The 26,015-nt window shown below is 60.9% G+C and carries 29 protein-coding genes and 1 pseudogene; 15 read left to right on the forward strand and 15 right to left on the reverse strand.

All coding sequences use genetic code 11. From position 1 onward, the window contains the following. Positions 1 to 80: 80 nt before the first annotated feature. On the forward strand, positions 81 to 1,526 hold the full coding sequence (locus OSC50_RS03315) for a SulP family inorganic anion transporter (protein WP_266246748.1): 1,446 nt from the start codon (positions 81 to 83) through the stop codon (positions 1,524 to 1,526). Positions 1,527 to 1,544: 18 nt separating this feature from the next. Here the strand turns inward: OSC50_RS03315 and OSC50_RS03320 are convergent, their stop codons facing one another. Next, the gene (locus tag OSC50_RS03320; protein ID WP_266247515.1) at positions 1,545 to 1,925 is read right to left on the reverse strand and encodes a lysozyme inhibitor LprI family protein; all 381 of its coding nucleotides are present in this window, start codon (positions 1,923 to 1,925) and stop codon (positions 1,545 to 1,547) included. A gap of 248 nt (positions 1,926 to 2,173) precedes the next feature. On the opposite strand from OSC50_RS03320, the gene OSC50_RS03325 reads away from it, so the two are divergent. From OSC50_RS03325 to OSC50_RS03340, 4 genes are read left to right on the forward strand one after another with little or no spacing between them, the layout of a single operon-like run. Then, complete coding sequence (locus tag OSC50_RS03325; protein ID WP_253509340.1) at positions 2,174 to 3,523, forward strand: GntT/GntP/DsdX family permease; 1,350 nt, start codon at positions 2,174 to 2,176, stop codon at positions 3,521 to 3,523. A 12-nt stretch (positions 3,524 to 3,535) separates the two neighbouring features. Then, entirely contained in the window at positions 3,536 to 4,396 is an 861-nt protein-coding gene (locus tag OSC50_RS03330; protein WP_181078803.1) for a MurR/RpiR family transcriptional regulator, read from the forward strand. A 1-nt stretch (position 4,397) separates the two neighbouring features. Further along, complete coding sequence (locus tag OSC50_RS03335) at positions 4,398 to 5,861, forward strand: N-acyl-D-amino-acid deacylase family protein (RefSeq protein ID WP_266246745.1); 1,464 nt, start codon at positions 4,398 to 4,400, stop codon at positions 5,859 to 5,861. A 29-nt stretch (positions 5,862 to 5,890) separates the two neighbouring features. Beyond that, positions 5,891 to 6,259, forward strand: coding sequence for a glyoxalase superfamily protein (locus tag OSC50_RS03340; RefSeq protein ID WP_266246742.1), 369 nt, complete (start codon positions 5,891 to 5,893; stop codon positions 6,257 to 6,259). Positions 6,260 to 6,885: 626 nt separating this feature from the next. On the opposite strand, the gene OSC50_RS26095 is transcribed toward OSC50_RS03340, so the two are convergent. Further along, the gene (locus OSC50_RS26095; protein ID WP_400815138.1) at positions 6,886 to 7,749 is read right to left on the reverse strand and encodes a methyl-accepting chemotaxis protein; all 864 of its coding nucleotides are present in this window, start codon (positions 7,747 to 7,749) and stop codon (positions 6,886 to 6,888) included. Positions 7,750 to 7,788: 39 nt separating this feature from the next. Then, positions 7,789 to 8,805 (reverse strand): annotated as a pseudogene (locus OSC50_RS26100) (methyl-accepting chemotaxis protein); the annotation flags it as partial. Between the two features lie 272 nt (positions 8,806 to 9,077). On the opposite strand from OSC50_RS26100, the gene bamJ reads away from it, so the two are divergent. Then, positions 9,078 to 9,695, forward strand: coding sequence for a BamJ family beta-barrel-assembly machinery protein (bamJ, locus tag OSC50_RS03350; RefSeq protein WP_034100560.1), 618 nt, complete (start codon positions 9,078 to 9,080; stop codon positions 9,693 to 9,695). Between the two features lie 63 nt (positions 9,696 to 9,758). Here bamJ and OSC50_RS03355 read toward each other — a convergent pair whose 3' ends face one another. From OSC50_RS03355 to OSC50_RS03365, 3 genes are all read right to left on the reverse strand, one after another. Next, on the reverse strand, positions 9,759 to 10,016 hold the full coding sequence (locus OSC50_RS03355) for a PA4570 family protein (protein WP_181078796.1): 258 nt from the start codon (positions 10,014 to 10,016) through the stop codon (positions 9,759 to 9,761). Between the two features lie 160 nt (positions 10,017 to 10,176). Continuing rightward, positions 10,177 to 10,518 carry a zinc ribbon domain-containing protein YjdM gene (locus OSC50_RS03360; protein WP_181078794.1) on the reverse strand — a complete coding sequence of 114 codons (342 nt, stop codon included), beginning with the start codon at positions 10,516 to 10,518 and terminating at the stop codon, positions 10,177 to 10,179. A gap of 118 nt (positions 10,519 to 10,636) precedes the next feature. Next, complete coding sequence (locus OSC50_RS03365; RefSeq protein WP_032885595.1) at positions 10,637 to 11,605, reverse strand: polyprenyl synthetase family protein; 969 nt, start codon at positions 11,603 to 11,605, stop codon at positions 10,637 to 10,639. 239 nt (positions 11,606 to 11,844) lie between these two features. Here OSC50_RS03365 and rplU point away from each other — a divergent pair, with 239 nt between their 5' ends. The 7 genes from rplU (at position 11,845) to OSC50_RS03400 (ending at position 17,425) form a co-directional block, all read left to right on the forward strand. Further along, on the forward strand, positions 11,845 to 12,159 hold the full coding sequence (gene rplU / locus OSC50_RS03370) for a 50S ribosomal protein L21 (RefSeq protein WP_003176051.1): 315 nt from the start codon (positions 11,845 to 11,847) through the stop codon (positions 12,157 to 12,159). A 34-nt stretch (positions 12,160 to 12,193) separates the two neighbouring features. Next, positions 12,194 to 12,451, forward strand: coding sequence for a 50S ribosomal protein L27 (gene rpmA / locus OSC50_RS03375; protein WP_003176049.1), 258 nt, complete (start codon positions 12,194 to 12,196; stop codon positions 12,449 to 12,451). 194 nt (positions 12,452 to 12,645) lie between these two features. Next, positions 12,646 to 13,869, forward strand: a complete 1,224-nt coding sequence (cgtA, locus tag OSC50_RS03380) for an Obg family GTPase CgtA (protein ID WP_010206489.1) — start codon at positions 12,646 to 12,648, stop codon at positions 13,867 to 13,869. 127 nt (positions 13,870 to 13,996) lie between these two features. Beyond that, positions 13,997 to 15,115 (forward strand): glutamate 5-kinase, encoded by a 1,119-nt coding sequence (proB, locus tag OSC50_RS03385; protein WP_181078868.1) that lies wholly within the window; start codon positions 13,997 to 13,999, stop codon positions 15,113 to 15,115. A 15-nt stretch (positions 15,116 to 15,130) separates the two neighbouring features. After that, a complete protein-coding gene (locus tag OSC50_RS03390) occupies positions 15,131 to 15,595 on the forward strand; it encodes a CreA family protein (protein WP_266246737.1) in 465 nt (154 codons plus the stop codon). A gap of 101 nt (positions 15,596 to 15,696) precedes the next feature. Further along, a complete protein-coding gene (locus OSC50_RS03395; RefSeq protein WP_253509332.1) occupies positions 15,697 to 16,179 on the forward strand; it encodes a glutathione peroxidase in 483 nt (160 codons plus the stop codon). 142 nt (positions 16,180 to 16,321) lie between these two features. Beyond that, a complete protein-coding gene (locus tag OSC50_RS03400; RefSeq protein WP_266246733.1) occupies positions 16,322 to 17,425 on the forward strand; it encodes an NADH:flavin oxidoreductase in 1,104 nt (367 codons plus the stop codon). A 137-nt stretch (positions 17,426 to 17,562) separates the two neighbouring features. On the opposite strand, the gene OSC50_RS03405 is transcribed toward OSC50_RS03400, so the two are convergent. The 3 genes from OSC50_RS03405 to cysZ form a co-directional block, all read right to left on the reverse strand. Continuing rightward, entirely contained in the window at positions 17,563 to 18,189 is a 627-nt protein-coding gene (locus OSC50_RS03405; RefSeq protein ID WP_266246730.1) for a hypothetical protein, read from the reverse strand. Positions 18,190 to 18,427: 238 nt separating this feature from the next. Next, positions 18,428 to 19,606, reverse strand: coding sequence for a glycosyltransferase family 4 protein (locus tag OSC50_RS03410; protein ID WP_181078784.1), 1,179 nt, complete (start codon positions 19,604 to 19,606; stop codon positions 18,428 to 18,430). Between the two features lie 54 nt (positions 19,607 to 19,660). Further along, entirely contained in the window at positions 19,661 to 20,428 is a 768-nt protein-coding gene (gene cysZ, locus OSC50_RS03415) for a sulfate transporter CysZ (RefSeq protein ID WP_266246728.1), read from the reverse strand. A gap of 293 nt (positions 20,429 to 20,721) precedes the next feature. Here cysZ and trxB point away from each other — a divergent pair, with 293 nt between their 5' ends. Continuing rightward, complete coding sequence (gene trxB, locus OSC50_RS03420) at positions 20,722 to 21,684, forward strand: thioredoxin-disulfide reductase (RefSeq protein WP_181078780.1); 963 nt, start codon at positions 20,722 to 20,724, stop codon at positions 21,682 to 21,684. A 157-nt stretch (positions 21,685 to 21,841) separates the two neighbouring features. Here the strand turns inward: trxB and OSC50_RS03425 are convergent, their stop codons facing one another. The 6 genes from OSC50_RS03425 to OSC50_RS03450 form a co-directional block, all read right to left on the reverse strand. After that, complete coding sequence (locus tag OSC50_RS03425) at positions 21,842 to 22,183, reverse strand: HopJ type III effector protein (protein ID WP_266246725.1); 342 nt, start codon at positions 22,181 to 22,183, stop codon at positions 21,842 to 21,844. Beyond that, positions 22,176 to 22,472: a DUF1244 domain-containing protein gene (locus tag OSC50_RS03430; RefSeq protein ID WP_181078777.1), complete on the reverse strand. Its 297-nt coding sequence runs from the start codon at positions 22,470 to 22,472 to the stop codon at positions 22,176 to 22,178. The genes OSC50_RS03425 and OSC50_RS03430 overlap by 8 nt, the downstream gene beginning before the upstream one ends. Before the next feature lie 84 nt (positions 22,473 to 22,556). Then, the gene (folX, locus tag OSC50_RS03435) at positions 22,557 to 22,928 is read right to left on the reverse strand and encodes a dihydroneopterin triphosphate 2'-epimerase (RefSeq protein ID WP_003176029.1); all 372 of its coding nucleotides are present in this window, start codon (positions 22,926 to 22,928) and stop codon (positions 22,557 to 22,559) included. A 2-nt stretch (positions 22,929 to 22,930) separates the two neighbouring features. Next, positions 22,931 to 23,491, reverse strand: a complete 561-nt coding sequence (folE, locus tag OSC50_RS03440; RefSeq protein ID WP_181078775.1) for a GTP cyclohydrolase I FolE — start codon at positions 23,489 to 23,491, stop codon at positions 22,931 to 22,933. A gap of 19 nt (positions 23,492 to 23,510) precedes the next feature. After that, complete coding sequence (gene folM / locus OSC50_RS03445) at positions 23,511 to 24,221, reverse strand: dihydromonapterin reductase (RefSeq protein WP_253509322.1); 711 nt, start codon at positions 24,219 to 24,221, stop codon at positions 23,511 to 23,513. A gap of 57 nt (positions 24,222 to 24,278) precedes the next feature. After that, positions 24,279 to 24,839, reverse strand: a complete 561-nt coding sequence (locus OSC50_RS03450) for an antibiotic biosynthesis monooxygenase (protein WP_266246692.1) — start codon at positions 24,837 to 24,839, stop codon at positions 24,279 to 24,281. Between the two features lie 214 nt (positions 24,840 to 25,053). Here OSC50_RS03450 and OSC50_RS03455 point away from each other — a divergent pair, with 214 nt between their 5' ends. Further along, positions 25,054 to 26,013, forward strand: a complete 960-nt coding sequence (locus tag OSC50_RS03455; protein WP_266246689.1) for a MerR family transcriptional regulator — start codon at positions 25,054 to 25,056, stop codon at positions 26,011 to 26,013. Positions 26,014 to 26,015 lie beyond the last annotated feature (2 nt).

A 26,015-nucleotide genomic window follows, 5' to 3' on the forward strand; every position in this document is an offset into this window, starting at 1 on the left:
ACTCGGCCTTCAAGACTAGCCCCGCCCCGCTCAATTCCGTACCATTCCCGGCCTTATTCCCCGCAATACCCTGGTACCTCATGAACCTCACCCGTCTGCGCGCCGATGCCCTGGCCGGCCTCACCACGTCCTTTGCGTTGCTGCCCGAATGCATCGCCTTCGCCCTGGTCGCTCACCTCAACCCACTGATGGGCCTGTACGGCGCCTTTATCATCTGTACCCTCACCGCGCTGTTCGGCGGGCGGCCGGGGATGGTGTCCGGGGCGGCCGGTTCGATGGCGGTGGTGATCGTCGCGCTGGTGGTGCAGCACGGGGTGGAGTATCTGCTCGCCACCGTGCTGCTGGGCGGGTTGATCATGGTTGCGTTCGGCCTGCTGCGCCTGGGCAAGCTGGTGCGCATGGTGCCGCACCCGGTGATGCTGGGGTTCGTCAACGGCCTGGCGATCATCATTGCCCTGGCGCAGTTGGAGCATTTCAAGAACGGCGAGGCCTGGCTCAGTGGCACGCCGCTCTACGTAATGAGCGGCCTGGTGCTGGTGACCATGGCGATTGTCTATGGGCTGCCGCGCATCACGCGCGCAGTGCCGCCTGCGCTGGTGGCGATCCTCGGCGTGGGTCTGGCGGTGTACCTGCTGGGCTTGCCGACGCGCACCCTGGGCGACATGGCTCACATCGCCGGTGGCCTGCCCGGCTTTGCGCTGCCGCAGGTTCCATGGACCTTGGAAACCCTCGGCATCATTGCGCCCTACGCGTTCCTGATGGCGATGGTCGGCCTGCTGGAGACCCTGCTGACCCTCAACCTCACCGACGAAATCACCGAGACCCGTGGCTACCCCGACCGTGAGAGCGTGGCCCTGGGCGCCGCGAACATGGTCTCGGGCCTGTTCGGTGGCATGGGCGGTTGCGCGATGATCGGGCAAACCGTGATCAACCTCAGCTCCGGCGGACGCGGGCGTTTCTCCGGGGTGTTTGCCGGGGTGATGATCCTGTTGTTCATTCTGTTTTTGTCGCCGCTGATCGAGCGGATTCCACTGGCGGCGCTGGTGGGGGTGATGTTCGTGGTGTCTCAACAGACCTTCGCGTGGGCGTCGTTGCGGGTGATCAACAAGGTGCCGCTCAATGATGTGCTGGTGATTATCGCAGTGACAGCCATCACCGTGTTCACCGACCTGGCCACCGCGGTGCTATGCGGGATCGTGATTGCGGCACTGAATTTTGCCTGGCAGCAGGCCCGCGAGCTGTACGCCGATGAACACGTGGAAGCCGACGGCAGCAAGCTCTATCGCCTGCATGGCACTTTGTTCTTCGCCTCAACCACGCCGTTCCTGAACCAGTTCGATCCGGCCAACGACCCGGCCCAGGTGACGCTGGACTGTCGCCACCTCAGCTTCGTCGATTATTCGGCGATTGCCGCGCTGATGACCCTGCGCGAGCGCTACAACAAGGCCGGCAAGCATTTGCGGGTGCTGCATTTGTCTGAGCGCTGCAAAAAACTGCTCAAACGCGCGCGGGTGCATCACGACTGACTCCCGCCCTGAGAGGAGTTATGGCCCCATCAGGTCTTCGAGTTCCTGGGCGCGGGTCTGGGTCATGTCCAGCACGCAGCCGGAGCCGTTGACCCGATCGATGGAACCACCGGTCGCCGAGCCGGCAAAGGCGCAATTGGCGTCGCGATACTTTATCCACAGGCGCTGCACGTCCTGCAGTTGCTGTTTACGTGGGCCTTCCTGGGCGGCGAGGGCGGTTTTGTAGGCGCGGTTCAGGCGATCGTCCTGAACCTTGGCCTCTTTGGTGTTGCAGGTGACCATGTCGAGCGTGGTGTTGGCGCTGTCCATGCACTTTGTCAGCGCGGCGTTATCGGCGGCCGTTGCGTGGCCGCACAAGGCCAGAAGCACGGCGGTGGCGGCGAAAGAGCTACGAGTCATCATCGATTTTCCTGAGCGTGAGTGGGTGCGCATTCTAAGACCCAGCGGCGCGGTCTGAGTTTCCGCCAGCGTCCGATCCTCATGTAAGAACACCTTCCTGATTTTCATCCGATGGCGCCGAACATGTCCGACGGCGACAGCGCTTATCCGTGGACGAAAGTTACTTTCATGCAGTTTGAAAATCCCGTGGGGAAATGATTTATGAATTTCACAACCAATTCGACGTGACCCTTTCCGAGGAGTACCGCATGGCCGCATCACCGGGCTTTGGGCTGTTGGCATACGCTGCCATCGCCATCATTGCATTGATCGTGCTGATTGCACGTTACCGACTCAACCCGTTTATCGTCATCACCCTGGTGTCTATCGGCCTGGCGCTGATGGCCGGGATGCCGGCCGACACCATCATGGGCTCCTACGAGGCGGGCGTCGGCAAGACCCTGGGACACATCGCCCTGGTGGTGGCGCTGGGCACCATGCTCGGCAAAATGATGGCCGAGTCCGGCGGTGCCGAGCAGGTGGCGCGCACCTTGATCCATCGCTTCGGCGAGCGCAATGCGCACTGGGCCATGGTGTGCATTGCCTTTCTGGTGGGGCTGCCGCTGTTTTTCGAGGTGGGCTTTGTGTTGCTGGTGCCCATCGCGTTTACCGTGGCGCGGCGCGTGGGGGTGTCGATCCTGATGGTTGGTTTACCGATGGTCGCCGGCTTGTCGGTGGTGCATGCGCTGGTGCCGCCGCACCCGGCGGCGATGATGGCGGTGCTGGCGTACAACGCGTCGGTGGGGCAGACCGTGCTGTATGCGATTCTGATCGGCATTCCGACGGCAATCATCGCCGGCCCCGTCTACGCCAAATACATCGTGCCGCGTATTCACCTGCCGGCGGAAAACCCGCTGGAGCGCCAGTTTATCGAGCGCGAGCCGCGTAGCCGTCTCCCGAGTTTTGCCCTGACCATGGCCACCATTCTGTTGCCAGTGGTGCTGATGATGATCGGCGGCTGGGCCAATGTGTTGTCCACGCCGGGCACGGGGTTCAACCAGTTCCTGTTATTTATCGGCAACTCGGTGATTGCGCTGCTGGTGGCGACGCTGGTCAGTTTCTGGACCCTGGGCCTGGCTCAAGGCTTCAACCGCGAATCGATCCTCAAATTTACCAACGAATGCCTGGCGCCGACTGCCAGCATCACGCTGCTGGTGGGGGCGGGTGGCGGTTTGAATCGCATCCTGGTGGATGCCGGCGTGACCAACGAGATTCTGGGGCTGGCCCATGCCTTCCACCTGTCGCCGCTGGTGATGGGCTGGTTGTTCGCCGCACTGATGCGCATCGCTACCGGCTCGGCCACGGTGGCCATGACCACTGCCTCCGGTGTGGTGGCGCCGGTGGCCCTGGGCCTGGGTTATCCACATCCGGAATTGCTGGTGCTGGCCACCGGTGCGGGCTCGGTGATCTTTTCCCACGTCAACGACGGCGGCTTCTGGCTGATCAAGGAATACTTCAATATGACGGTGATCCAGACCTTCAAGACCTGGACCGTGCTGGAAACCCTGATTTCCGTGGTTGCCTTCGGTCTGACCTATGGTCTGTCCTGCCTGCTTTGACCCGGAGCCCTTATGGACATCCTCTACCAGATCCGCGCCCGCCAGGCGTCCTTCAGCGCCGGCGAAGGGCGCATCGCCCGGCTGATGCTGGACGACGTAGGCTTTGCCGCGTCGGCCAGTCTGGAGGCACTGTCCCAGCGTGCCGAGGTCAGCACTGCGACCTTGTCACGTTTTGCCCGCAGTGTCGGTTGCCGCGACTTGCGCGATCTACGCCTGCAGCTGGCCCAGGCCAGCGGCGTCGGCAGCCGCTTCCTGGACCCGGTGGGCACACCCGAGCAGTCGGCGTTTCACCGGCAGATCCTGGGGGATATCGAAGCCACGCTGCGCCAGCACCTGGCGGGCTTCGATCAGGCAAGTTTCGCCGACGCGGTCGGCCTGTTGAGCAAGGCGCGCATGGTGCATGCGTTCGGCATGGGCGGCCCGTCCAGTCTGTGCAGCGATGAGTTGCAAGTGCGCCTGGTGCGCCTGGGCTATCCGATTGCCGCTTGCCATGACCCACTGATGATGCGCGTCACCGCCGCCACGCTGGGCCCGCAGCACGTGCTGATCGTCTGCTCGCTGACCGGCCTGACGCCCGAGTTGCTCGACGTGGTGGAACTGGCGCGCAACTACGACGCACGCGTTATCGCCCTCACGCTCGCCGACTCACCGTTGGCGCGCCTGGCCGACGTGGTGCTACCGCTGCAACCGGCCGAAACCAGTTTTATCTACAAACCCACGGCGGCGCGCTACGGCATGCTGCTGGCCATCGACCTGCTCGCCACCGAGCTGGCGCTGGCCATGCCGGACGATAATCAGGAACGCCTGCGCCGCATCAAGCTGGCCCTGGACGACTACCGCGGCGGCCCCGATGCCTTGCCGCTCGGAGATTGAAATGAAGTACGACACGTTGATTCGCCAGGCTCTGATTATCGATGGCAGCAACACCCCGGGATATGTCGCCGATGTAGGCGTGCGTGCGGGGCATATTGAGGCCATCGGCGAGCTGTCGAGCGGCTCGGCCGCGCAAACAATCGAGGCCAGTGGCCGGGTGCTGGCGCCGGGCTTTATCGACGTGCACACCCACGACGACACAGTGGTGATACGCCAGCCGCAGATGCTGCCCAAACTCAGTCAGGGTGTGACCACGGTGATCGTCGGCAACTGCGGTATCAGCGCGGCGCCGGTCAGCCTGCGTGGCGATCCGCCGGACCCGATGAACCTGCTGGGGCGGCGTGATGCCTTTGCCTACCCGCGCTTTGCCGACTACCGCCAAGCGGTGGAAAACGCCCACCCGGCGGTCAACGTTGCTGCGTTGATCGGCCATACGGCGCTGCGCAGCAACCACTTGGACGACCTCTACCGCACGGCCACCCAGGCAGAAATAACGGCCATGCGCGCGCAGTTGAAGGAAAGCCTTGAGGCGGGCGCCCTGGGTTTGTCCACCGGTTTGGCCTACGCCAGTGCGTTCAACGCCGAGACCGATGAAGTGCTGCAACTGAGCGAAGAGCTGACCGCTTTCGGCGCGGTGTACACCACCCATTTGCGCAGCGAATTCGAGCCGGTGCTGGAGGCCATGGACGAAGCGTTCCTGATCGGCCGGCATGCCCAGGCGCCGGTGATCATTTCCCACCTCAAATGTGCCGGCGCGGGTAACTGGGGGCGTAGTCCGCAGTTGCTGGCGTCCTTGGAACTGGCCGCGAAAACCCACCCGGTGGGTTGTGATTGCTACCCCTACGCGGCCAGTTCCTCGACGCTGGACCTCAAGCAAGTCACCGATGCCTTCCCCATCACCATCACCTGGTCGACGCCGTACCCCTCCATGGGCGGGCGCGACTTGCAGGACATTGCGGCCGAGTGGGACGTTTCCCTGCTCGACGCGGCCCGTCGCCTGCAACCGGCGGGGGCGGTGTACTACGGCATGGACGAGGCGGATGTGCGGCGCATCCTTGCGCATCCGTTGTCGATGGTGGGCTCCGACGGGTTGCCGGAAGACCCGTTCCCGCACCCGCGCCTGTGGGGCGCGTTCCCACGGGTGCTAGGACATTTCAGCCGGGATGTGGGGTTGTTCCCGCTGCACACGGCGGTGCACAAAATGACCGGCTTGTCGGCGGCGCGGTTTGGCTTGTCGGAGCGCGGTGAAATCCGTGAAGGGCACTGGGCCGATCTGGTGTTGTTCGACCCCTTGCGAGTGCGTGACGTCGCGGACTTCAAGGCACCGCAGCGGGCGGCGGAAGGCATCGAGGGGGTATGGGTCAACGGAGTGTTGAGCTACCACAATGGGCACGCCAACGGTGAACGGCCGGGCCGCTTCCTGGCGCGCAGCGGGGATTTGCGCGGTGGGTTTTGGTCTTTATAGTGGGCGCCTTCACACACGGAGCGATCGCCATGCACTTAGGAAAAGTCACCCCCATCCTGCGAATTTTCGACGAAGCCAAAACCTTGGAATTCTACGTCGACTTCCTGGGTTTCAAGGTGGATTGGCAGCACCGTTTCGAGGCCAATTATCCGGTGTACCTGCAGGTGTCTTTGGGCGAGTGCGTGCTGCATTTGTCCGAGCACCATGGCGATGCGTCGCCGGGCGCCGCCGTGCGCATTCAGGCGCAAGGCGTGGACGGGTACCAACGGCAATTGCTGGCCAAGGATTATCGTTACGCCAAGCCGGACGTTGAGGAAACTCCGTGGGGCTCGCGGGAGATGAGCATCAAGGATCCGTTCGGGAATCGGCTGGTGTTTGTGGAGGAGGGCGAGGGCTGAGCGGTAAATCGCGGGCAATAAAAAACCGTCTTGGTTAAGACGGTTTTTTTGCGATCCCAGTTAGTGGCTGGGATTGCGAGCTCACTGAAAGCGCTGACCCACCCTGCCGATATTAATGGCGACTATCCTTTCGTGCAAGGCCTGACCACGCTCGGCCTGGTTTGTTTATGTACAAAAACGGCGGCAAAATTTTGCAATGAATCGGTTGGTTTTGACTGCTGATTTATCGTCACCTGTCACACCTTCGGTCAGGATGTTGGTTAGTATCACCCCCGTTCCAAATATGTCGTTTTGTAGGTGGCTGGGTATGCGCGCGGAATTATGGACCGAACGCCACGGGCTAGTAATCCGTGCCGGATTCATGCGGGAGGAACCAAAGCCCGGCCGCCTCACTGGAAGCGCTGACCCGCGTCCGAAGGCTCACATGTTCCGGTAAGTGCGCTGGAGGTAAGGCCCAACTCATGGAGGGCCGAGTATGTCTAAGTTTGCACGACGTATGTGGAACCTCGTAGTGAACTGCCTGCGTGCTTATCACGTATGGAAGTTCCTGCGAGACAGCTTCGATGACCGCTAAGGTCTGAAAAGCGGAGCCGCCTCGGTGTATGCCGAGGCGGCTTTTTGCTTTCCTACACCCGGAAGTGGCTTACCATCTGCTGCAACTGGCTGCCCAGTCGGGCCAGTTCCACGCTGGATTTGGCGGTCTCTTCACTGGCGCTGGCGGTCTGTTCCGACACATCGCGCACGTTGACGATGCTGCGGCTGATCTCTTCGGCCACGGCGCTCTGCTCTTCGGCGGCAGCGGCGATCTGCTGGTTCATCGACTGGATGTTGGACACCGTCCGGGTGATGTTCTCCAGCGACACGCCGGCCTTGCGGGTCAGTTCCACGCTGCTGTCGGTGAGGCTGCGGCTGTTGTTCATCACGTTGGCCACTTGCTGGGTGCCGTTCTGCAAGCCGGCGACCAGGCCTTCGATTTCTTCGGTGGATTTCTGCGTGCGCTGGGCCAGGCCGCGCACTTCGTCCGCCACGACGGCAAAGCCACGGCCGGCTTCACCTGCACGTGCCGCTTCGATCGCTGCGTTGAGAGCCAGCAGGTTGGTCTGTTCGGCCACGGCCTTGATCACATCCATCACGCTGCCGATCTTGTTGCTCTCTTGCTGCAGATGCGTCATGGCGTCGGTGGAGCGCGCCACTTCAGCGGCGAGCCGCTCGATCTGAGCGATGGCCTCGGCCACCACCTTGTCGCCTTCACGGGCCTGGCCATCGGCGTCGGACGCAGCCTGGGAAGCCTGCTCGGCATTGCGCGCCACTTCCTGCACGGTGGCGGTCATTTCATGCATCGCGGTGGCGACCTGGTCGGTTTCTATTTTCTGGCTGTTCACGCCGGCGCTGGTCTGCTCGGTCACGGCCGACAACTCTTCGGCGGCGCTGGCGATTTGAGTCACGCCATCACGAATCCCGCTGATCAGTTCGCGCAAAGTGGTGCCCATGCGCTGGATGCCTTGTTGCAGCACGCCCAACTCGTCGCGGCGGGTGACCTGAATGTTGTGGCTCAGATCGCCGGAGGCAATGCGCTCCACCACGGCCAGGGTGTCCTGGATCGGACGGGTGATCTGGCGGGTAATCACCAGCGCGGCGATGATGCCGACCAGCAGTGCCAGCAAGGTGCTGATCAACTGCAGGCTACGGGCCTGGGCGCTTTCGGCGTCGCGGCGGTCAAGCTGAATATCGTAGAGCTTGTCGCTGATGGTGACGATATCGGCTCCCTGGGTGGTCATCTCGGCCCGGGCGGCGACGATGTTGGCGTTGGCAGCCTTATAGTTCTGCACGGCGTTGCGATAGGCATTCAGGGCGGTTTCAAGCGCGGTCAGTGCGCTTTGCTGGCTGCTGCCGAACACGGCGCTCAAACCTTTCAAGCCGTTGATGGCTTTCTCGATTTGTGCCGCGGCGCGGGCTTCGGTGTCAGGGTTGACGTTGTTGGTGTAGCCACGCACTTCGTAGCGGGCCAACTGGAATTCCTGCTTGGCATTGGTCAATGCCTGGAACTGTGTGAAGCGTTCCGGGCTGTCCGGCATCTGCTGCACACTGGTGTCCAGGGCCTCGATCTGAGCGTTGGCGATGTCAGCCTTGTCGCCCATGACCTGGCGCGACGCGTTGCCGTTACGGTAAGCCTCACGCATTTTGTTCAGGGACTGCTGATAGGCGGTGATCACGGCCTTCTGGTCGGTCAGCAGCTTGACGTTTTCCGGGCTCTTGAAACTGTCCAGCAGCTTCTGCTGTTGTGCGGCGAACGCATCCAGGCTGGTCTGTACGTTCTGCGCCACGGCTTCGTCGCCGTTGGCCAGCATGTACTGCAAACGCACGATGCGCAGTTTGGTCAGCGACGCGTTGAGCTGGGTGATATCGCTCATCCAGTTACTGCGATCGATCAGGCTGCCGAGGCTGGTCCAGCCGGTGAGGGCCAGGATCGAGGTGAGGACCAGCACCAGGCCGAAGCCCAGGCCGAGTTTGAGGTTGACGCTGATGTTACCGAACCAGCTGTTCATCGAATGCTCCGCAAAAGTGATTTGTCTGCTGGACGGTGTTGTTGTTTGAGCCAGCCAAGGTGAGTAGACCTGTATCGGCAGGCGGACGAGAATCTGAAACGTTTATTCGTAAAACCCCGGCGCACACTCTTGTACAGCGACCTGCGGCGCCATATCGGTACTCCGCGAAGGCTCATCGGGGGCACATATTCTGTGCTAGTCTGCGGGCCCTTTTAGTTTTGGGCGGTGCGGGAGACAGTGTTTTCAGTACCGTCCTACAGCGGAGCCTATTCATGTCCGAAGTTAATCTGTCCACCGACGAAACCCGCGTCAGCTACGGTATCGGCCGTCAGTTGGGCGACCAACTGCGCGACAACCCGCCGCCGGGCGTGAGCCTGGACGCGATCCTGGCCGGCCTGACCGACGCTTTTGCGGGCAAGCCAAGCCGTGTTGACCAGGAACAAATGGCCGCCAGCTTCAAGGTGATCCGCGAAGTCATGCAGGCCGAAGCCGCTGCCAAGGCTGAAGCCGCAGCCGGTGCCGGCCTGGCTTTCCTGGCTGAAAACGCCAAGCGCGAGGGCATCACCACCCTGGCTTCCGGTCTGCAGTTTGAAGTGCTGACTCAGGGCGACGGCGCCAAGCCGACCCGTGAAGACCAGGTGCGTACCCACTACCACGGCACCCTGATCGACGGCACTGTGTTCGACAGCTCCTACGAGCGTGGCCAGCCAGCCGAATTCCCGGTAGGTGGTGTGATCGCCGGTTGGACCGAAGCCCTGCAACTGATGAATGCCGGCAGCAAATGGCGCCTGTACGTGCCGAGCGAGTTGGCTTACGGCGCTCAAGGCGTTGGCAGCATCCCGCCACACAGCGTTCTGGTGTTCGACGTCGAGCTGCTCGACGTTCTGTAAGACCTGCTGCTGATTACCTGTAGGGGCGAGCCAGCCCGCTCCTACAGGGTTCTTCAGCATGGCTCATGGATGAAACTTGCCATTGATTTCCGTGGCCGGGCGCAACGCTCGGGCATAGCAGAACAGAAACAAATTACGCACCACCTCCTTCAGCACACCGGGTTCGCTCGAACTCAGGCCATTGACGTCCAGGTCGCCCTGGTCCTGCAGTTCACTCAATGCTTCTTCTTCAAGCACTGCACAGACTTCGCCGGTTTCCCGATGCAGGATTCGCAGGTAAGGGTGTGGGCGATCCAGCCAGGCGTCTATCAAATAAGTCATGGTCAATTCTCCTTGATGGGTTTCAATGAGAATAATTCTTATTCGCTGAATAGCAAGTGCCTATTGGCGGTTTTTGGTTTTTTCTGAAGGGGTGTTGCGTTCGATCAACGCAGAGGGCGAAACGCCATCCCGCGACGGGCGCGGGATGGAAGCAGCATATTCAGACTTTGCGCACGAACTCTGATTTGAGTTTCATCGGGCCGATACCGTCGATCTTGCAATCGATATCGTGGTCGCCGTCGCACAGGCGGATGTTTTTCACCTTGGTACCGACTTTCACCACCAGGGAGGTGCCCTTGACCTTGAGGTCTTTGATCACGGTGATGGTGTCGCCGTCCTGCAGCACGTTACCCACGGAGTCTTTCTTCACGGTTTCATCGCCGGCCGCTTCGGTCTCACCGTTAGCGGACCATTCATGGGCGCATTCCGGGCAGACCAGTTGGGTGCCGTCTTCATAGGTGTATTCGGAATTGCATTTCGGGCAGGGTGGCAAAGTGCTCACTTGCGCTCCTTAAAGGTCAGGATGGCTAAAGTCGCACATTGTATAGGGATTTACGGTCTTGCAGGTTGAATGAAATCTAAATGTGGGAGGAGGTACGCTCCTCCCGCATCAATGTGATTTAGTGCGTGCGTGCCACCGCAAACTCACTCAGCTCAACCAGGGCGTCCCTGTATTCGCTGGCCGGGAGGGCTTCCAGGCATTTGATTGCACGGGCCACGTAGTCACGGGCCAGTTGCGCGGTGTAGTCCAGCGAGCCCGAGGCCTCGACGGCCGCACGGATGCTTTCCAGGTCTTCGATCCCACCTTTCTGAATCGCCTTGCGCACCAGCGCAGCCTGTTCCGGCGTGCCTTCGCGCATGGTGTAGATCAGCGGCAGGGTCGGCTTGCCTTCGGCCAGGTCGTCGCCGACGTTCTTGCCCAGGGTTTCGGCGTCGCCACGGTAGTCGAGCAGGTCGTCCACCAATTGGAATGCCACGCCCAGGTGATCACCGAAGGTGCGTAGGGCTTCGGCCTGTTCGGCGGTCGCGCCACACAGCGCGGCGGCACTATGGGTGGAGGCTTCGAAGAGCATCGCGGTTTTGCCGCGAATCACTTCCATATAGGTTTCTTCGGTGGTGCTGGCGTCACGTACCTTGGACAACTGCAGCACTTCGCCTTCGGCGATGATGCGCGTGGCTTGCGACAGGATCTTCATGACCGGCATCGAGCCCAGCTCGACCATCATTTCGAACGAGCGCGAATACAGGAAATCACCCACCAGCACACTGGGCGCGTTGCCCCACATGGCATTGGCGGTTTCGCGGCCACGGCGCATGCCGGACATGTCGACCACGTCGTCATGCAGCAGGGTCGCGGTATGCAGGAATTCAATCGTGGCAGCCAGCAGGCGCAGATCGTCGCCTTCGCGGCCCAGGGCCTTGCCGCACAGCAACACTAATAAAGGACGCAGGCGTTTGCCACCCGCCGACGTAATGTAGTCGCCAATTTTGGAGACCAGCGGCACTTTAGATGTGAGCTGCTGCTTGATGATGCCGTCGACGGCGCTAAAATCGTCCGCGACCGCGCGGTAGAAAGCTTGGGGTTGCATCAGCGACAGTCGCTCCAGAAGGGTTGCGCGGCATGCTAGGACCCAGGCCCCCGAGTGTCAAGGCGCGATGGACGGCCACTTGCAACACCTATTTACCTTGCGTACAATCGCGCACCCTGAACTTCCTGGGCAGCACCTGCCTTACGCAATTGCATTCGGGACGTCCATCCCATGCAGCCATGCCAGCCAATACCTCTTCTTATAAAGCGCTGGGTGAGCAGGATTATCGGAGAAATACCATGTCGTACGCAGTAATTGTTACTGGTGGCAAGCAATACAAGGTCGCCCCAGGTGAATACCTGAAGATCGAAAAACTGGAAATCGCTACCGGCGAATCCGTTACCTTTGATCGCGTTCTGTTGGTCGCCAATGGCGATGACGTGAACATTGGCGCTCCAGTTGTTGCTGGCGCTACCGTTGTGGCTGAAGTGATCTCCCAAGGTCGTCACGATAAAGTCCGCATCATCAAGTTCCGTCGTCGTAAGCACCACATGAAGCGTATGGGCCACCGCCAGTGGTACACCGAGATCAAAATCACCGGTATTCAGGCTTAATTTCAGCCTAATTCCTCACTAGGAGAATTGACTCATGGCACACAAAAAAGCTGGTGGTAGTACCCGTAACGGTCGCGACTCAGAAGCCAAACGCCTTGGCGTGAAGATGTATGGCGGCCAGAAAATCATTCCGGGCAACATCATCGTGCGTCAGCGCGGCACCCAATTCCACGCCGGTTACGGTGTTGGCATGGGTAAAGATCACACCCTCTTCGCGAAAATCGAAGGCGTGATCAAGTTTGAAGTAAAAGGCGCGTTCAACCGCCGTTACGTGAGCGTTGTCGCCGCTTAATTGCGCGATCGCTGGAAAAGCCCTGTCTTGCGACGGGGCTTTTTCGTTTGTGGAATGAGTCTCTTGCAAAGCTGTTTGTGATGGGCAAAAGCAGCGGATTTTGCGGATGTTGCTTGAGGTCGCTGCGCTCATTTTTGCAAGAGTCTTATGTCTTGGTTTCTTAAGCTCGTCCATGCGACGAGAGGCGTTTTGTTATGAAGTTCGTTGATGAAGTTTCCATCCGAGTAAAAGCAGGCGACGGCGGTAACGGTTGCATGAGTTTCCGTCGCGAAAAATTCATCGAAAACGGTGGCCCCAACGGTGGCGACGGCGGTGACGGCGGTTCCATCTACATGATGGCCGACGAAAACCTCAACACCCTGGTCGACTACCGCTATACACGGCACTTCGATGCCGAGCGCGGCTCCAACGGTGGCAGCACTGACTGCACCGGTAAGAAAGGTGAAGATCTGGTCCTGCGGGTACCGGTCGGCACCACGATCATCGATTCCGCGACCCAGGAAGTGATCGGCGACCTGACCAAGGCCGGCCAGAAGCTGATGGTCGTGCAGGGCGGCTGGCACGGTCTGGGGAACACCCGATTCAAGTCCAGTACCAACCGTGCGCCGCGCCAGACCACGCCGGGCAAGCCGGGCGAGCAGCGCGACCTCAAGCTGGAAATGAAAGTGCTGGCGGATGTGGGCCTGCTGGGCCTGCCGAACGCCGGCAAGAGCACCTTTATCCGTTCGGTATCGGCCGCCAAGCCGAAAGTTGCCGACTATCCGTTCACCACCCTGGTACCCAACCTGGGCGTGGTCAGCGTCGATCGCTGGAAAAGCTTCGTAATCGCCGACATTCCCGGCTTGATCGAAGGCGCTTCCGACGGTGCGGGCCTGGGTATCCGCTTCCTCAAGCACTTGTCCCGCACCCGTTTGCTGCTGCACCTCGTCGACATGGCGCCGCTGGATGACACCAGCGCACCGGACGCCGCCGAAGTGATCGTCAGCGAGCTGACCAAATTCAGCCCGTCGCTGGCCGAGCGTGATCGTTGGCTGGTGCTGAACAAGTGCGACCAGATTCTCGAAGAAGAGCATGAAGAGCGCGTCAAGGAAATCGTCGACCGCCTGGAGTGGGAAGGTCCGGTCTACGTGATCTCGGCCATTGCCAAAGAAGGCACCGAGCGCCTGACGCGCGACATCATGCGCTACCTGGAAGACCGTGCCGACCGCCTGGCCGCCGATCCGGTGTTCAAGGCCGAACTGGCCGAACTCGACCAGCGCATCGAAGACGAGGCCCGCGCCCAGCTGCAGGCCCTGGACGACCAGCGTGCCCTGCGTCGCAGCGGCGTGAAGTCGGTTCATGACATCGGTGACGATGATTGGGACGAAGAAGACGTGGATGACGAAGACGGTCCGGAAATCATTTACGTGCGCGACTGATTCGTTGCAGTAAACTTAAGCGCCGCTCACTCGAGCGGCGTTTTGGTATCTGTAGTCTTTAAAGCAGTCACGAATAACGTTATGGGCGGCGCTGGGTCGCGCGGCCCTCACTCTAAGGTTGAAGATGATGCGGAGCAAAGTGACAGGTGCGCAGCGCTGGGTCGTAAAGATCGGCAGTGCGTTGCTGACGGCCGATGGCAAGGGTCTGGATCGCGCAGCCATGAGCGTCTGGGTCGAGCAAATGGTGGCCTTGCATGAAGCGGGCGTGGAGTTGGTGCTGGTGTCGTCCGGAGCGGTTGCCGCCGGGATGAGCCGCCTCGGCTGGACCGCGCGACCCAGCGCGATGCACGAGCTGCAGGCCGCGGCCGCCATCGGTCAGATGGGCCTGGTGCAGGCCTGGGAATCGAGCTTTGCCGAGCATGGTCGCCACACCGCGCAGATCCTGCTGACCCACGACGACCTGTCCGACCGCAAGCGCTACCTCAATGCCCGCAGCACCTTGCGCGCGCTGGTGGAGCTTAAGGTGATCCCGGTGATCAACGAGAACGACACGGTGGTCACCGACGAAATCCGCTTCGGCGACAACGACACCCTGGCCGCGCTGGTGGCCAACCTGGTGGAAGCCGACCTGCTGGTGATCCTCACCGACCGTGACGGCATGTTCGACGCCGACCCGCGCAACAACCCCGATGCGCAGCTCATTTATGAAGCGCGTGCCGACGACCCGGCGCTCGATGCCGTGGCCGGCAGCGTCGGCGGCGCCCTGGGCCGCGGTGGCATGCAGACCAAGCTGCGTGCCGCGCGCCTGGCCGCCCGTTCCGGCGCGCACACGATCATTGTCGGTGGGCGCCTGGAGCGCGTGCTGGACCGTCTCAAGGCCGGCGAACGCATCGGCACGCTGCTGTCGCCGGAGCGCGGCATGCTGGCGGCACGCAAGCAGTGGCTGGCGGGGCATCTGCAAACCCGTGGCACCCTGGTGCTGGACGACGGCGCGGTTTCGGCGTTGTCCCAAGGCAACAAAAGCCTGCTGCCGGTCGGCGTCAAGTTGGTGCAGGGCAGTTTCCGCCGTGGCGAGATGGTGGTGTGCGTGGCGCCGGATGGTCGCGAGATCGCCCGTGGTCTGGCCAATTACAGTGCCCTGGAAGCGCAGAAGATCATCGGGCAGCCGTCCGACGCGATTGTCGGTCTATTGGGTTACATGGCGGAACCGGAACTGGTGCACCGCGATAACCTGATCCTGGTTTAACCAAAGGAATACACAATGCGCGTACTGAAAGGATTGCTCGGCCTGCTGATGGCCATGCCCCTGCTGGCCTCGGCCGAAGAGGTCGGCCAAGTGTCGACGGTGTTCAAGTTCGTCGGCCCCAACGATCGAATCGTGGTCGAAGCGTTCGATGACCCCAAGGTCGACGGTGTGACCTGCTACCTCTCGCGCGCCAAGACCGGCGGCGTGAAGGGCGGGCTGGGCCTGGCCGAAGACCGCGCCGAAGCCTCTATCGCCTGCCGCCAGGTAGGGCCGATTCGCTTCAAGGGCGAACTCAAGGACGGCGACGAAGTCTTCAAGGAACGCACCTCGCTGGTGTTCAAAACCATGCAGGTGGTGCGCTTCCTCGACAAGAAGCGCAATACCCTGGTGTACCTGGTCTACAGCGACCGCCTGATCGAAGGCAGCCCGCAGAACGCGGTGACGGCCATTCCGATTTTGCCGTGGCCGACCGCTCAGTAACCGGCGGGCGAGTTTTGTCATCGGCGTCTATGATTCCAAGCTTGCGGTCTGTAATCTCGAAACGCCGCAATGCAAAGAATATGGGATATCTGGAGTTCGTCATGAGTGTTTTCCACGACCTGAAACTCAAAGCTCTGGACGGGCAAGAGCTGCCGCTGGCGCGTTTCAAGGGGCAAGTTGTGCTGGTGGTCAACGTCGCATCCAAGTGCGGTTTAACCCCGCAATACGCGGCGTTGGAAAACCTTTATCAGCAATACAAGGCCAAGGGGTTCACCGTGCTCGGCCTGCCTTGCAACCAGTTTGCGGGCCAGGAGCCGGGCACCGAACGGGAAATCCAGGACTTCTGCAGCCTGAACTATGGGGTGACTTTCCCACTGGCCAGCAAGATTGAAGCCAATGGCCCGGAGCGTCACCAGCTGTACCGTATCCTCGCGGGGGAGGGCGCTGAGTTTCCGGGCGATATCACCTGGAACTTCGAGAAATTCCTGTTGGGCAAGGATGGTCGCGTGCTTGCGCGCTTCTCGCCGCGCACGGCACCGGATGATCCCACCGTCGTTCAGGCCATCGAAAAAGCCTTGGCCTGATTCCCTGACCTGCAGGCGCCAATGCGCTCCTGCAGGTGTCCGTCATTTCTAAGCTTTAATCACCCAGATCAATAGTGCTACTCAGCGCGCAACGCCGCCCATATTATCCACGTCATAATTCAGACCTTCGTGGAGTGCTCCCATGCCTGCCCAAGCCTTGTTCAAACCTTTCCAGCTCGGTGCACTGCAACTGTCGACCCGCGTGGTCATGGCGCCAATGACCCGTTCGTTCTCGCCCGGTGGCGTGCCCAATGCCAAGGTCGTCGAGTACTACCGTCGACGCGCGGCCGCCGGTGTGGGCCTGATCATCACCGAGGGCACAGTGGTCGGGCATCAAGCGTCCAATGGCTACCCCAACGTCCCACACTTCTACGGCGAAGCCGCCCTGGCCGGCTGGAAGACCGTGGTCGATGCAGTGCACGCCGAGGGCGGCAAGATCGTTCCGCAGTTATGGCATGTGGGCAGCGTGCGTCGCCTTGGCACCGAACCTGACGCCAGCGTGCCGGCCTACGGGCCGATGGAAAAACTTAAGGATGGCAATGTGGTTGTCCACGGCATGACCGTCCAGGACATCAAGGAGGTGATCGGTGCCTTCGCCCAAGCGGCCAAAGATGCCCAGCGCATCGGCATGGACGGCGTGGAAATCCACGGTGCCCACGGCTATTTAGTGGACCAGTTCTTCTGGGACGGCAGCAACCAGCGCACCGACGAATACGGCGGCAGCTTGGCCAACCGCTCGCGTTTTGCCATCGAACTGATCCAGGCCACCCGCGCAGCCGTCGGCCCGGACTTTCCGATCATCTTCCGGTTTTCGCAATGGAAGCAGCAGGACTACACCGCGCGGCTGGTGCACACCCCTGAAGCATTGGGTGAATTTATCAAGCCTTTGTCGGACGCGGGTGTGGATATTTTCCACTGCTCCACTCGGCGTTTCTGGGAGCCGGAGTTTGAAGGTTCAGATCTCAACCTGGCCGGCTGGACCCGTCAGCTCACCGGTAAACCGACTATCACCGTAGGCAGCGTCGGCCTGGATGGCGAGTTCCTGCAGTTTATGGTCAATACCGATAAGGTCGCTCAACCTGCAAGCCTGGAAAAATTGCTGGAGCGTCTGAATAACGATGAATTCGACTTGGTCGCCGTGGGTCGCGCACTGTTGGTGGATCCGGACTGGGCGTCGAAAGTGCGTGAAGGGCGCGAAGGCGACATCCTGCCGTTCAGTCGTGAGGCGTTGACGACACTGGTGTAGGGACTCAACAGAGCTGCGCTTGAGGATCACGTCAGTGGCAGTCTTAAACGGGGGGGCGGGTATTGAATATCCGCCCCCCGCTTCTCGTCAGGCCGACTGGCCTTGCGGCCTAAGGTCTTGTGTTAAGCCTTTATTGGTTAAGCCCAATAAGTGTCGTCGGGTTGGTTGGAATACGCCCTTTGATAGTAAGGCGTGTGGTCATGCAGTGAAGGTCTGTCAGCTTGCCGCAAGTGATAGCCACCGTCGTAGGGTGGGCGTTGTCCGCCGTTATGCTCAGGTTGCCAGGTGTTTTCAGGGCGCACGGCATAGGGGCGATAGCCGCCGTTGTGGGGTGGGCGTTGCCCGCCGTTGTGCTCTGGTTGCCAGGTGTTTTCAGGGCGTACGGCATAGGGGCGATAGCCACCGTTGTGAGGTGGGCGTTGCCCGCCGTTGTGCTCGGGCTGCCAGGTGTTTTCAGGGCGCACGGCATAGGGACGATAGCCGCCGTTGTGGGGTGGACGTTGCCCGCCGTTGTGCTCAGGCTGCCAAGTGTTTTCAGGGCGCACGGTGTAGGGGCGATAGCCACCGTTGTGGGGCGGGCGTTGCCTGTCGTCATGCGCAGTTTGCCAAGCATTGGCGGGGCGTTGCGGTTGCGGGCGGTTCCAGCCATGGCTTGCGCCGTGGGAAGGGTTCGAGCCGTTCGGGGACGGGCGTATCTGCAACTCCCCTTGAGTGTGGGAGGGCTGAGGATGCAGCGTGAATGACCCATTTATCAGTGTCGACATAGCGCTCTCTATCAATGTCCAGTATCGATGGCCTGCCTGGTTCGAGCGTGTTCCGCTGGGAAACACCATCGGATGGCAGGTGTCATCTAGGTGGCGCTGATTCGCACACCGTTCCAGAAATATCCTGTTGTGGTGCGCCGATTCGTGCGGCCTCAAGGCGAGATTCCCCGTGCAGAGGCCAGAACCCAGGCGCAGCAGAGGCAGGAGGGCGAACGGGCTTACGTCATTTGCGGAGCGTTCAACGAACGTAGGGCAGCGTTGGCACCGTCAAATGCTCCCCGCACACATCGCGTAACTGGTTCTCGAATTGCTCGATGATCGCCGGCCAGCCTTGGCGGCTGGCATGCTGGCGTGCATTCAGACGCGCCCTGCGCAAGTGTTCGCTTTCTTCAAGCAGCCAGTTGGCCGCGTCGCAAAAGGCATCTTCATCCCCTGGCATCGCCAATGCGCCGCTGTAACCGTGGCGAATGTGCTGGGTTGCGGCCGCCTGGTCGTATGCCACTACGCCCAAGCCAGAGGCCATGGCCTCCAGCACCACATTGCCGAAGGTTTCGGTCAGGCTGGGAAACAGGAACAGGTCGCCGCACGCGTAATGCTGTGCCAGGCTTTCTCCGCGCTGGCTGCCGCAAAAGATCGCGTCGGGAAGATCGCGCTCCAACTGGGCCCGTTGCGGGCCATCGCCGACGATGATCAATTTCAGTCGGCGCTGTGGATAAGTTGCGCGCAATGACTCAAAACAGCGCTTGAGCAGGCCCAGGTTTTTTTCCTGGGCCAACCGACCGACGTGCAGCACCGCCACGTCATCATTGGCCAGCCCCCAGCTTTCCCGCAGGGCATTGTCGCGCTTGGCAGGGTGGAACAGCTGGCTGTCGACCCCGCGCGACAACATGCCCAGGCGTTCGAAATGCCGGCGCTCCAGCTCCAGGCGTTGGCTGGCACTGGGCACCAGCGTCAAGTCAGAGCGGTTATGAAACCAGCGCAGGTAGTGCGTGACCATCCGGCTCAACAGGCTCAGACCGTACTGGTTCGAGTACTGCTGGAAATTGGTGTGGAAGCCGCTCACCACACTGATCCCCAGGCGCCGCGCGGCCCGCAGCGCCGACAGCCCCAGCGGGCCTTCCGTGGCGATGTACAGCACATCAGGGCGTTGGCGCGTCCAGCGTCGCAGCAACTTGTGCATCGACGACTGACCCCACTGCAAACCCGGATAGCCGGGCAGAGGCCAGCCGCGGCACAGCAGCAATTGGTCGTCGCTGGGACGGCTCTGATCAACGCCCTGTCGCGGACGCACCAGTTCGATTAGATGGCCGCGGGCGCGCAAGCCATCACACAGGCGGCCAAGGGTATTGGCCACCCCGTTGATCTCTGGCGGGAAGGTTTCGGTAATCAGGGTGATGTGAAGCGAAGCTGTCGTCATGACCCCCAGTCTCGCTGTGGGCCATGTCGTCAATGTGTCATCGGTATGATGGATTTATGACCGGGTCACTTTTGCTTGGCGCACCATCGTTTCGGCGCCTTGTTCACGCACCCAGAATAACGTGGCGCCGGCCACCGCCGCCGGCATCATCAGCAAATTGACCACCGGCACCAGCAGCACCAGGTAGACGACGCCGCCGAAGCTCAAGCTCTGCCAGCGCTTCTGACGCAGCCAGGCGAGCATTTCGTTCCAGCCCAGTTTGTGGTTGTCCGCCGGGTAGTCGATGTACTGGATCGCCATCATCCACACGCCGAACAACAGCCACAGCGGCGCGGCAATCAAGTTGACCACCGGGATAAACGACAGAATAAACAGGCCGATGGCGCGTGGCAGAAAGTAGCCCAGCTTGCGCATTTCACGGGCCAGGGTGCGGGGGATCATGGCGACCAGCTCGCTCCAGCTGAACGGCGGGAAGTCATCGGTGCCACGCACCACCACTTCGACCTTTTCCGCCAGGAAACCATTGAACGGCGCTGCGATGATGTTGGCGAGCAGGGTGAAGGTGAAAAACACCATCAGCACAACCAGCACCATAAACAGCGGCCACAGCAGGTAATTAAGAAAACTCAGCCAGCCGGGCAGGGTCGGCATCAACTGGTCGACCCACAGGCTGAACTGATGGCCGGCAAAATAAATCAGCCCGACGAACAGCACGAGGTTGATCGCCAGCGGCAGCAGCACAAACAGCCGCAGGCCGGGGCTCAGCACCAGTTTGAGGCCTTCTCGCAGGTATTGCGGGCCGGAAAGAGCAGGGGCGGGCATGAGGTACTCCGAGCAGAATGACGAACGCGCCGACCTTACCGGCTTTGTCGGCATGGCGAAAGCACGGTCAGTGTGACGACATCATAGGTAACAAAGGCGTCGATCAAGGGTGTCGACTGCATAGAGACCGCCTATGAGCTGGATTGTTATTGCGTATTTCCTTAATCTTGCCCCCCTCTATACGCTGCACCCATTATTTTTCAGGATCCGCGAGTTCAAGCCTTCCCCAAGTGCTTCGCGGTCCTTTTTTATTCCAGCCGTCTTGTTGTCCGGGCGGTCGATAGGAGCGAGTCATGTCTGATACCCGTCATTCGCGAGTGATTATTCTCGGTTCCGGCCCTGCCGGTTACAGCGCTGCCGTCTATGCCGCCCGTGCCAACCTCAAGCCGTTGCTGATCACCGGCATGCAGGCGGGCGGTCAGCTGACCACCACCACCGAAGTCGACAACTGGCCTGGCGATGTCCACGGTCTGACCGGCCCGGCGTTGATGGAACGTATGAAAGAGCACGCCGAGCGCTTTGAAACCGAGATCGTGTTTGATCACATCAACAAAGTCGACTTCTCCAAGAAACCTTACAGCCTGACCGGCGACAGCGGCGTGTACACCTGTGACGCGCTGATCATTGCTACCGGCGCCAGCGCCCGCTACCTGGGCCTGCCGTCGGAAGAAGCGTTCATGGGCAAGGGCGTGTCCGCCTGCGCCACCTGTGACGGTTTCTTCTACCGCAACAAGCCGGTCGCCGTGGTCGGTGGCGGCAACACTGCCGTGGAGGAGGCGCTGTACCTGGCCAACATCGCCAGCACTGTGACCCTGGTCCACCGCCGTGAGACGTTCCGCGCCGAGAAGATCCTGATCGACAAGCTGCACGCCCGTGTCGCCGAAGGCAAGATCATCCTCAAGCTCAACGCCACCCTGGACGAAGTCCTGGGCGACAACATGGGCGTGACCGGTGCTCGCTTGAAAAACAACGACGGCAGCTTCGATGAGCTGAAAGTCGACGGTGTGTTCATCGCTATCGGCCACACCCCGAACACCTCGCTGTTCGAAGGCGTGCTGGAAGCCAAGGACGGTTACCTGGTGGTGAAGGGCGGTCGTGAAGGCAATGCCACCGCCACCAACATCGAAGGCATCTTTGCTGCCGGCGATGTGGCCGACCACGTGTACCGCCAGGCCATCACCTCGGCCGGCGCCGGTTGCATGGCGGCTCTGGATGCCGAGCGTTACCTCGACGGTTTGAAGGATGCTGCGTTCTAAACCGTTGAAATAAGAAAACCGGCTGCGAGGCCGGTTTTTTTATGGGTGCCATTTAGAGGTGGGAGAGACTTGCCCAATGGCAGTGGTTCGGTCAATGCATCGGTGACTGACATACCGCTATCGGGGGCAAGCTAACTCATTTTCACCTGCAACTGACTCAGGATTTGCGGGTCAGGGGTTGTGCGGCAAATTTCACGCCTGCCAACCCATGGGTAATCAACGCGCGAATATTGGCATGGTCACTGCCCTCAGGCGTCGCCAGCACCGAGCGGTAGTGCTCCCCAAACGCCAGCAGCGCTTGCTGGTCGCTCAAGCCTTCCAGCAATGCCAAACCCAAGGTTTTGCACGAGCCTTCGTTCTGCCCGGCAGCATTTTCTACCTCGCCATTGGTGAAGGCCTGCGGCTGGTAATCGTAACCGGCCGCGATGAACGCCAGGGTATCGGCAAAAACGTGCTCGCCGCTGTTCAAGCTGGCGCGCAGGGTATTGAGATCAGTCATGGGAGTTTCCTTTGGCGAACGCCGCCTGTTGTTCGGCGCTGGCTTCTTTCTGGTATTGAGCTTTCCACTCGGCGTACGGCATGCCGTACACCACTTCACGGGCGTCATCGAGGCTCAGCTCGATCTGGCGCTCATCGGCCTCGGCCTTGTACCACTTGGACAGGCAGTTGCGGCAGAAGCCGGCGAGGTTCATCAGGTCGATATTCTGCACATCCTTGCGGCTGTCCAGGTGCGCTACCAAGCGGCGGAAGGCGGCGGCTTCGAGTTCGAGGCGTTGTTGATCGTTCATAGGGGGCTCTTCGAGGCAGCTTCAAGCGGGTAAGCTTCAAGCTGCAAGTTGGAATAGGGTTGGCCTTTAGCCTGCAGCTTGTAGCTAGCGGCTTGCAGCTAATGTTATCGACACCGATTCGGCAAAGCGCAGCGCATGGGGCTTGTCCACTTCGACCTCGGCGTACAACACCGATTCGTTGCTCATCACCAGGTCCAGCAGTTCCTGGGTCAGGCGCTCGAGCAGGGCAAAGCGGTTGCCCTCGACGTGGGCAATGATTGCCTTGGTGATGGTGCGGTAGTTCAAGGCATGGTCGATGTCATTGTCGCGCACCGCTTCCTGGGCCGCATACAGGATGGTCAGGTTGATCAGCACGTCCTGCTTGTTGAGGATTTCGTCCTCATTGATGCCGATATAGGTGCGCAGGCACAGGTCCTTGACCCGGATGCGCGCCATGCCTGGTTGAAGTTGTGGCATTGCTACTTGCTCCGTCCAATCAGTTGCAGGAACTCCGTGCGCGTGGTGTTCGACTCGCGGAACGCGCCGAGCATCACCGAGGTGTTCATGGTTGAATTCTGTTTTTCCACGCCGCGCATCATCATGCACATATGCTTGGCCTCGATCACCACGGCCACGCCGGCGGCCTGGGTTACCTCCTGGATCGCATCGGCGATTTGCCGCGTGAGGTTTTCCTGGATCTGCAGGCGCCGGGCGAACATGTCGACGATGCGCGCCAGCTTTGACAGGCCCAGCACCCGGCCGGTCGGGATATACGCCACATGGGCCTTACCGATAAAGGGCAGCAGGTGATGCTCGCACAGCGAATACAATTCGATGTCCTTGAGGATCACCATTTCGTCGTTGTCGGAGGCGAAGAGCGCGCCGTTGACGATTTCTTCCAGGTTCTGCTCGTAGCCATGACACAGGTATTGCATGGCTTTGGCGGCGCGCTTGGGGGTGTCGAGCAAGCCTTCGCGCTCCGGGTCTTCGCCCAGGCCCTTGAGGATCTCGCGGTAATGGTGGGGCAGGGAAAAGGTCATACAACATCCTCAAAACGGCTTACTTGATATGCCGCCCGCCGTTGACGGTCAGGGTGGTACCGGTGACATAAGGGTTATCCAGCAGGTAACGCACGCTCTGGTAGATCACGTCGGGGCCGGGTTCGATGCCCAGCGCCGACTTGGCGAGCACCCTGGCACGGTAGGCCGCATCGTCACCTTCGTTGAACATGACCATCGCCGGCGCAATGCCGTTGACCTTGATCAGCGGCGCGAGCTGCGCGGCGAACGACAGCGTGAGGCTGTCGAGCCCGGCCTTGGTGGCGCAATAGGCAATATGCTGGCGGCTGCCCTTGCGCACCACATCATCGCTGATATGCACGATATCGGCCGGTGAAGAACGTTGCAGCAAAGGTGAACAATGCAGGTTGATCAAGTACGGCGCAAGCATGTGCACGTTGAACATGTCGATAAACGCGCGGCTCTCGTCACCCGGCGTCTCGGCGACCCAGGCCGAGGCGTTGTGAATGATCGCGCGCAGGCTTTGGGTGTGGGTGTTCACCTGCGCGATAAACGCCAGCACCCCGGCCTCGCTGGAGAAATCAGCGAACAGGCCGATCGCACCGCGGTCACGAAGGGCTTGAACGCCGGGGCGTTCGCTGCGGTAACTGAATATCACTGGCTGGCCCTCGTCCAGCAGGCGATGGGCACAATGCAGGCCGACACGCTGGCCGGCACCGGTGATCAGGATCGGGGCGTTCGTTGCAGACATGGGAGGCTCGCGTCGCTGGCAGGCTCGAATCATACCAGCGACGCGGCGCCCCTGTACCTACGCCGCCGCTTCGGTAGGCTTGCCCGGCGGTGGGCTGGGGTGCAGCCAGTTCGCCAGCATGTGGGTCGACAAGGGAATGAACAGGTAAACCATCAAGGGCGTGAGTGCCAGGGTACTGACCAGCACGCGCGGCACCAGGGCCAGCTCGTTGAGCAGCGGCCCCAGGACAAAGTTGAACAACAGCGACACCGGAAAAAACGCCAGCCAGATAGCCACTGCCTGCTTCCAGCGCGGTGGGCGCGCACCTGCTGCGCCGAACCAGCCGTCGATGCCGCGCACGCGATGCTCCGACGGGTCGGCAAACAGCTCGCTGCCGCGGCCCAGCCAGGCACTGCGCGAGGCGGAAAACTCCCAGGCGTGCAGGGTTTGCTCATCGGCAAAGCGGAAAATGATCTGGAACTCATCGTCATTGGGCGGCGGCGCCAGTACGCCGGAGCCCAGGTAACCGGGAAAATCGGTGGCCAATTGCTCGCCTTCGCGCAGCCAGGCCATCAGTTCTTCATAGCGTCCCTTGGCCACGCGGCGCGCAACCATCAGGGTAACGGGGGAGGTAGACATTGTGTATCTCCAAATGAACGGGCGCGGTTGGCCGGGTAGGCGGCGCGCAGACGAGGCTGCGGGGTGAGGCAGCGACGTAGAAAAAACAGGCAAGGATTATTCCCGAATCCACCGAATACACCAGCGGCGTTGGTCCGAAAATCGCGGACCTTGAAAAGGACAGCTTTAAAGGCGTTAAATGCGCGTTCAATTACCGTTGGTTTTATGGTCGTCAATGCCCGTGATCCATGCTCCCGTTGATAGTGTTTCGCAACCAGACTCGATAGATTTCAACGAGCTGTTTCCGATCCGTGAAGTGTCCAGAATGACAGGTATCAACCCGGTCACCCTGCGTGCCTGGGAGCGACGCTACGGCTTGATCGAGCCCAAGCGCACCGAAAGTGGGCATCGGCTGTACACCCGCGACGATATCCAGACGGTCAGTCGCATCCTCGAGTGGATCGAGCGCGGGGTGGCCGTCAGCAAAGTGGGCAGGATCCTCGCCCGCGAACAGCAGCAGGCCGATGCAGTGCGTGCCGAGGGCGATGCGCTGCAGGCCTTTGAGTGGTCACAATTGCAGGCGCGCCTGAGGCAAGCGGTCAGTGCCTTCGATGATCGGCAACTGGAAAGCCTGTACGGCCAGGTGCTAGCCACCTATCCGATCAGTGTGGCGTTCCAGGACATCTTCATGCCGCTGTGGAACGAACTGTTGCGCCATCAGGGCCGCTTCGGCCAGGCCAGCGAATGGCTGTTCTTCGATGTATTCCTTAGGACCCATGTGCTGCAGCGCCTGCAGTTGGCAAGCCTTGGCGCGGCTCCCCGTGTCTTGATGGCGGCGTTGCCGGGCGAGTGCCGTAAGTTGGAGCTGCTGGTGGCGGCCGCCCTGTTGGCGCGCGATGACCTGGTCGTAAAGGTGCTGGGCATGGGCCAGCCGTTCGATGAGTTGACGCTGGTGTGCCAGAAGACCCGTCCCCAGGCGCTGGTGCTGTTCTCCAACCACTCACATAACCAAGACCTGGCGGTGCGTTTGAATCGCCTCGCGCAGACCCTGGACTGCCCGTTGTTCATCGCCGGCGCTGCGTCGGACCTGGCCGAGCACGACCTGGCAGGCTCCTCCATCGGTTGCCTGGGCAATGACGGGCCCGTGATGCAACGCCGCTTGCAGCAGTATCTGAGCGGCACGCTCGATACCTGACC

Source organism: Pseudomonas quebecensis, assembly GCF_026410085.1.
In the GTDB taxonomy this organism is placed as follows: Bacteria; Pseudomonadota; Gammaproteobacteria; order Pseudomonadales; family Pseudomonadaceae; genus Aquipseudomonas; species Aquipseudomonas quebecensis.

Bases quoted from the DNA above. Each gene is read 5' to 3' on its own strand.
- OSC50_RS03315 (WP_266246748.1), top strand. From the start codon at position 81: ATGAACCTCACCCGTCTGCGCGCCGATGCCCTGGCCGGCCTCACCACG.
- OSC50_RS03320 (WP_266247515.1), bottom strand. From the start codon at position 1,925: ATGACTCGTAGCTCTTTCGCCGCCACCGCCGTGCTTCTGGCCTTGTGC.
- OSC50_RS03325 (WP_253509340.1), top strand. From the start codon at position 2,174: ATGGCCGCATCACCGGGCTTTGGGCTGTTGGCATACGCTGCCATCGCC.
- OSC50_RS03330 (WP_181078803.1), top strand. From the start codon at position 3,536: ATGGACATCCTCTACCAGATCCGCGCCCGCCAGGCGTCCTTCAGCGCC.
- OSC50_RS03335 (WP_266246745.1), top strand. From the start codon at position 4,398: ATGAAGTACGACACGTTGATTCGCCAGGCTCTGATTATCGATGGCAGC.
- OSC50_RS03340 (WP_266246742.1), top strand. From the start codon at position 5,891: ATGCACTTAGGAAAAGTCACCCCCATCCTGCGAATTTTCGACGAAGCC.
- OSC50_RS26095 (WP_400815138.1), bottom strand. From the start codon at position 7,749: ATGGGCACCACTTTGCGCGAACTGATCAGCGGGATTCGTGATGGCGTG.
- bamJ (WP_034100560.1), top strand. From the start codon at position 9,078: ATGTCCGAAGTTAATCTGTCCACCGACGAAACCCGCGTCAGCTACGGT.
- OSC50_RS03355 (WP_181078796.1), bottom strand. From the start codon at position 10,016: ATGACTTATTTGATAGACGCCTGGCTGGATCGCCCACACCCTTACCTG.
- OSC50_RS03365 (WP_032885595.1), bottom strand. From the start codon at position 11,605: ATGCAACCCCAAGCTTTCTACCGCGCGGTCGCGGACGATTTTAGCGCC.
- rplU (WP_003176051.1), top strand. From the start codon at position 11,845: ATGTCGTACGCAGTAATTGTTACTGGTGGCAAGCAATACAAGGTCGCC.
- rpmA (WP_003176049.1), top strand. From the start codon at position 12,194: ATGGCACACAAAAAAGCTGGTGGTAGTACCCGTAACGGTCGCGACTCA.
- cgtA (WP_010206489.1), top strand. From the start codon at position 12,646: ATGAAGTTCGTTGATGAAGTTTCCATCCGAGTAAAAGCAGGCGACGGC.
- proB (WP_181078868.1), top strand. From the start codon at position 13,997: ATGCGGAGCAAAGTGACAGGTGCGCAGCGCTGGGTCGTAAAGATCGGC.
- OSC50_RS03390 (WP_266246737.1), top strand. From the start codon at position 15,131: ATGCGCGTACTGAAAGGATTGCTCGGCCTGCTGATGGCCATGCCCCTG.
- OSC50_RS03395 (WP_253509332.1), top strand. From the start codon at position 15,697: ATGAGTGTTTTCCACGACCTGAAACTCAAAGCTCTGGACGGGCAAGAG.
- OSC50_RS03400 (WP_266246733.1), top strand. From the start codon at position 16,322: ATGCCTGCCCAAGCCTTGTTCAAACCTTTCCAGCTCGGTGCACTGCAA.
- OSC50_RS03405 (WP_266246730.1), bottom strand. From the start codon at position 18,189: ATGTCGACACTGATAAATGGGTCATTCACGCTGCATCCTCAGCCCTCC.
- OSC50_RS03410 (WP_181078784.1), bottom strand. From the start codon at position 19,606: ATGACGACAGCTTCGCTTCACATCACCCTGATTACCGAAACCTTCCCG.
- cysZ (WP_266246728.1), bottom strand. From the start codon at position 20,428: ATGCCCGCCCCTGCTCTTTCCGGCCCGCAATACCTGCGAGAAGGCCTC.
- trxB (WP_181078780.1), top strand. From the start codon at position 20,722: ATGTCTGATACCCGTCATTCGCGAGTGATTATTCTCGGTTCCGGCCCT.
- OSC50_RS03425 (WP_266246725.1), bottom strand. From the start codon at position 22,183: ATGACTGATCTCAATACCCTGCGCGCCAGCTTGAACAGCGGCGAGCAC.
- OSC50_RS03430 (WP_181078777.1), bottom strand. From the start codon at position 22,472: ATGAACGATCAACAACGCCTCGAACTCGAAGCCGCCGCCTTCCGCCGC.
- folX (WP_003176029.1), bottom strand. From the start codon at position 22,928: ATGCCACAACTTCAACCAGGCATGGCGCGCATCCGGGTCAAGGACCTG.
- folE (WP_181078775.1), bottom strand. From the start codon at position 23,491: ATGACCTTTTCCCTGCCCCACCATTACCGCGAGATCCTCAAGGGCCTG.
- folM (WP_253509322.1), bottom strand. From the start codon at position 24,221: ATGTCTGCAACGAACGCCCCGATCCTGATCACCGGTGCCGGCCAGCGT.
- OSC50_RS03450 (WP_266246692.1), bottom strand. From the start codon at position 24,839: ATGTCTACCTCCCCCGTTACCCTGATGGTTGCGCGCCGCGTGGCCAAG.
- OSC50_RS03455 (WP_266246689.1), top strand. From the start codon at position 25,054: ATGCCCGTGATCCATGCTCCCGTTGATAGTGTTTCGCAACCAGACTCG.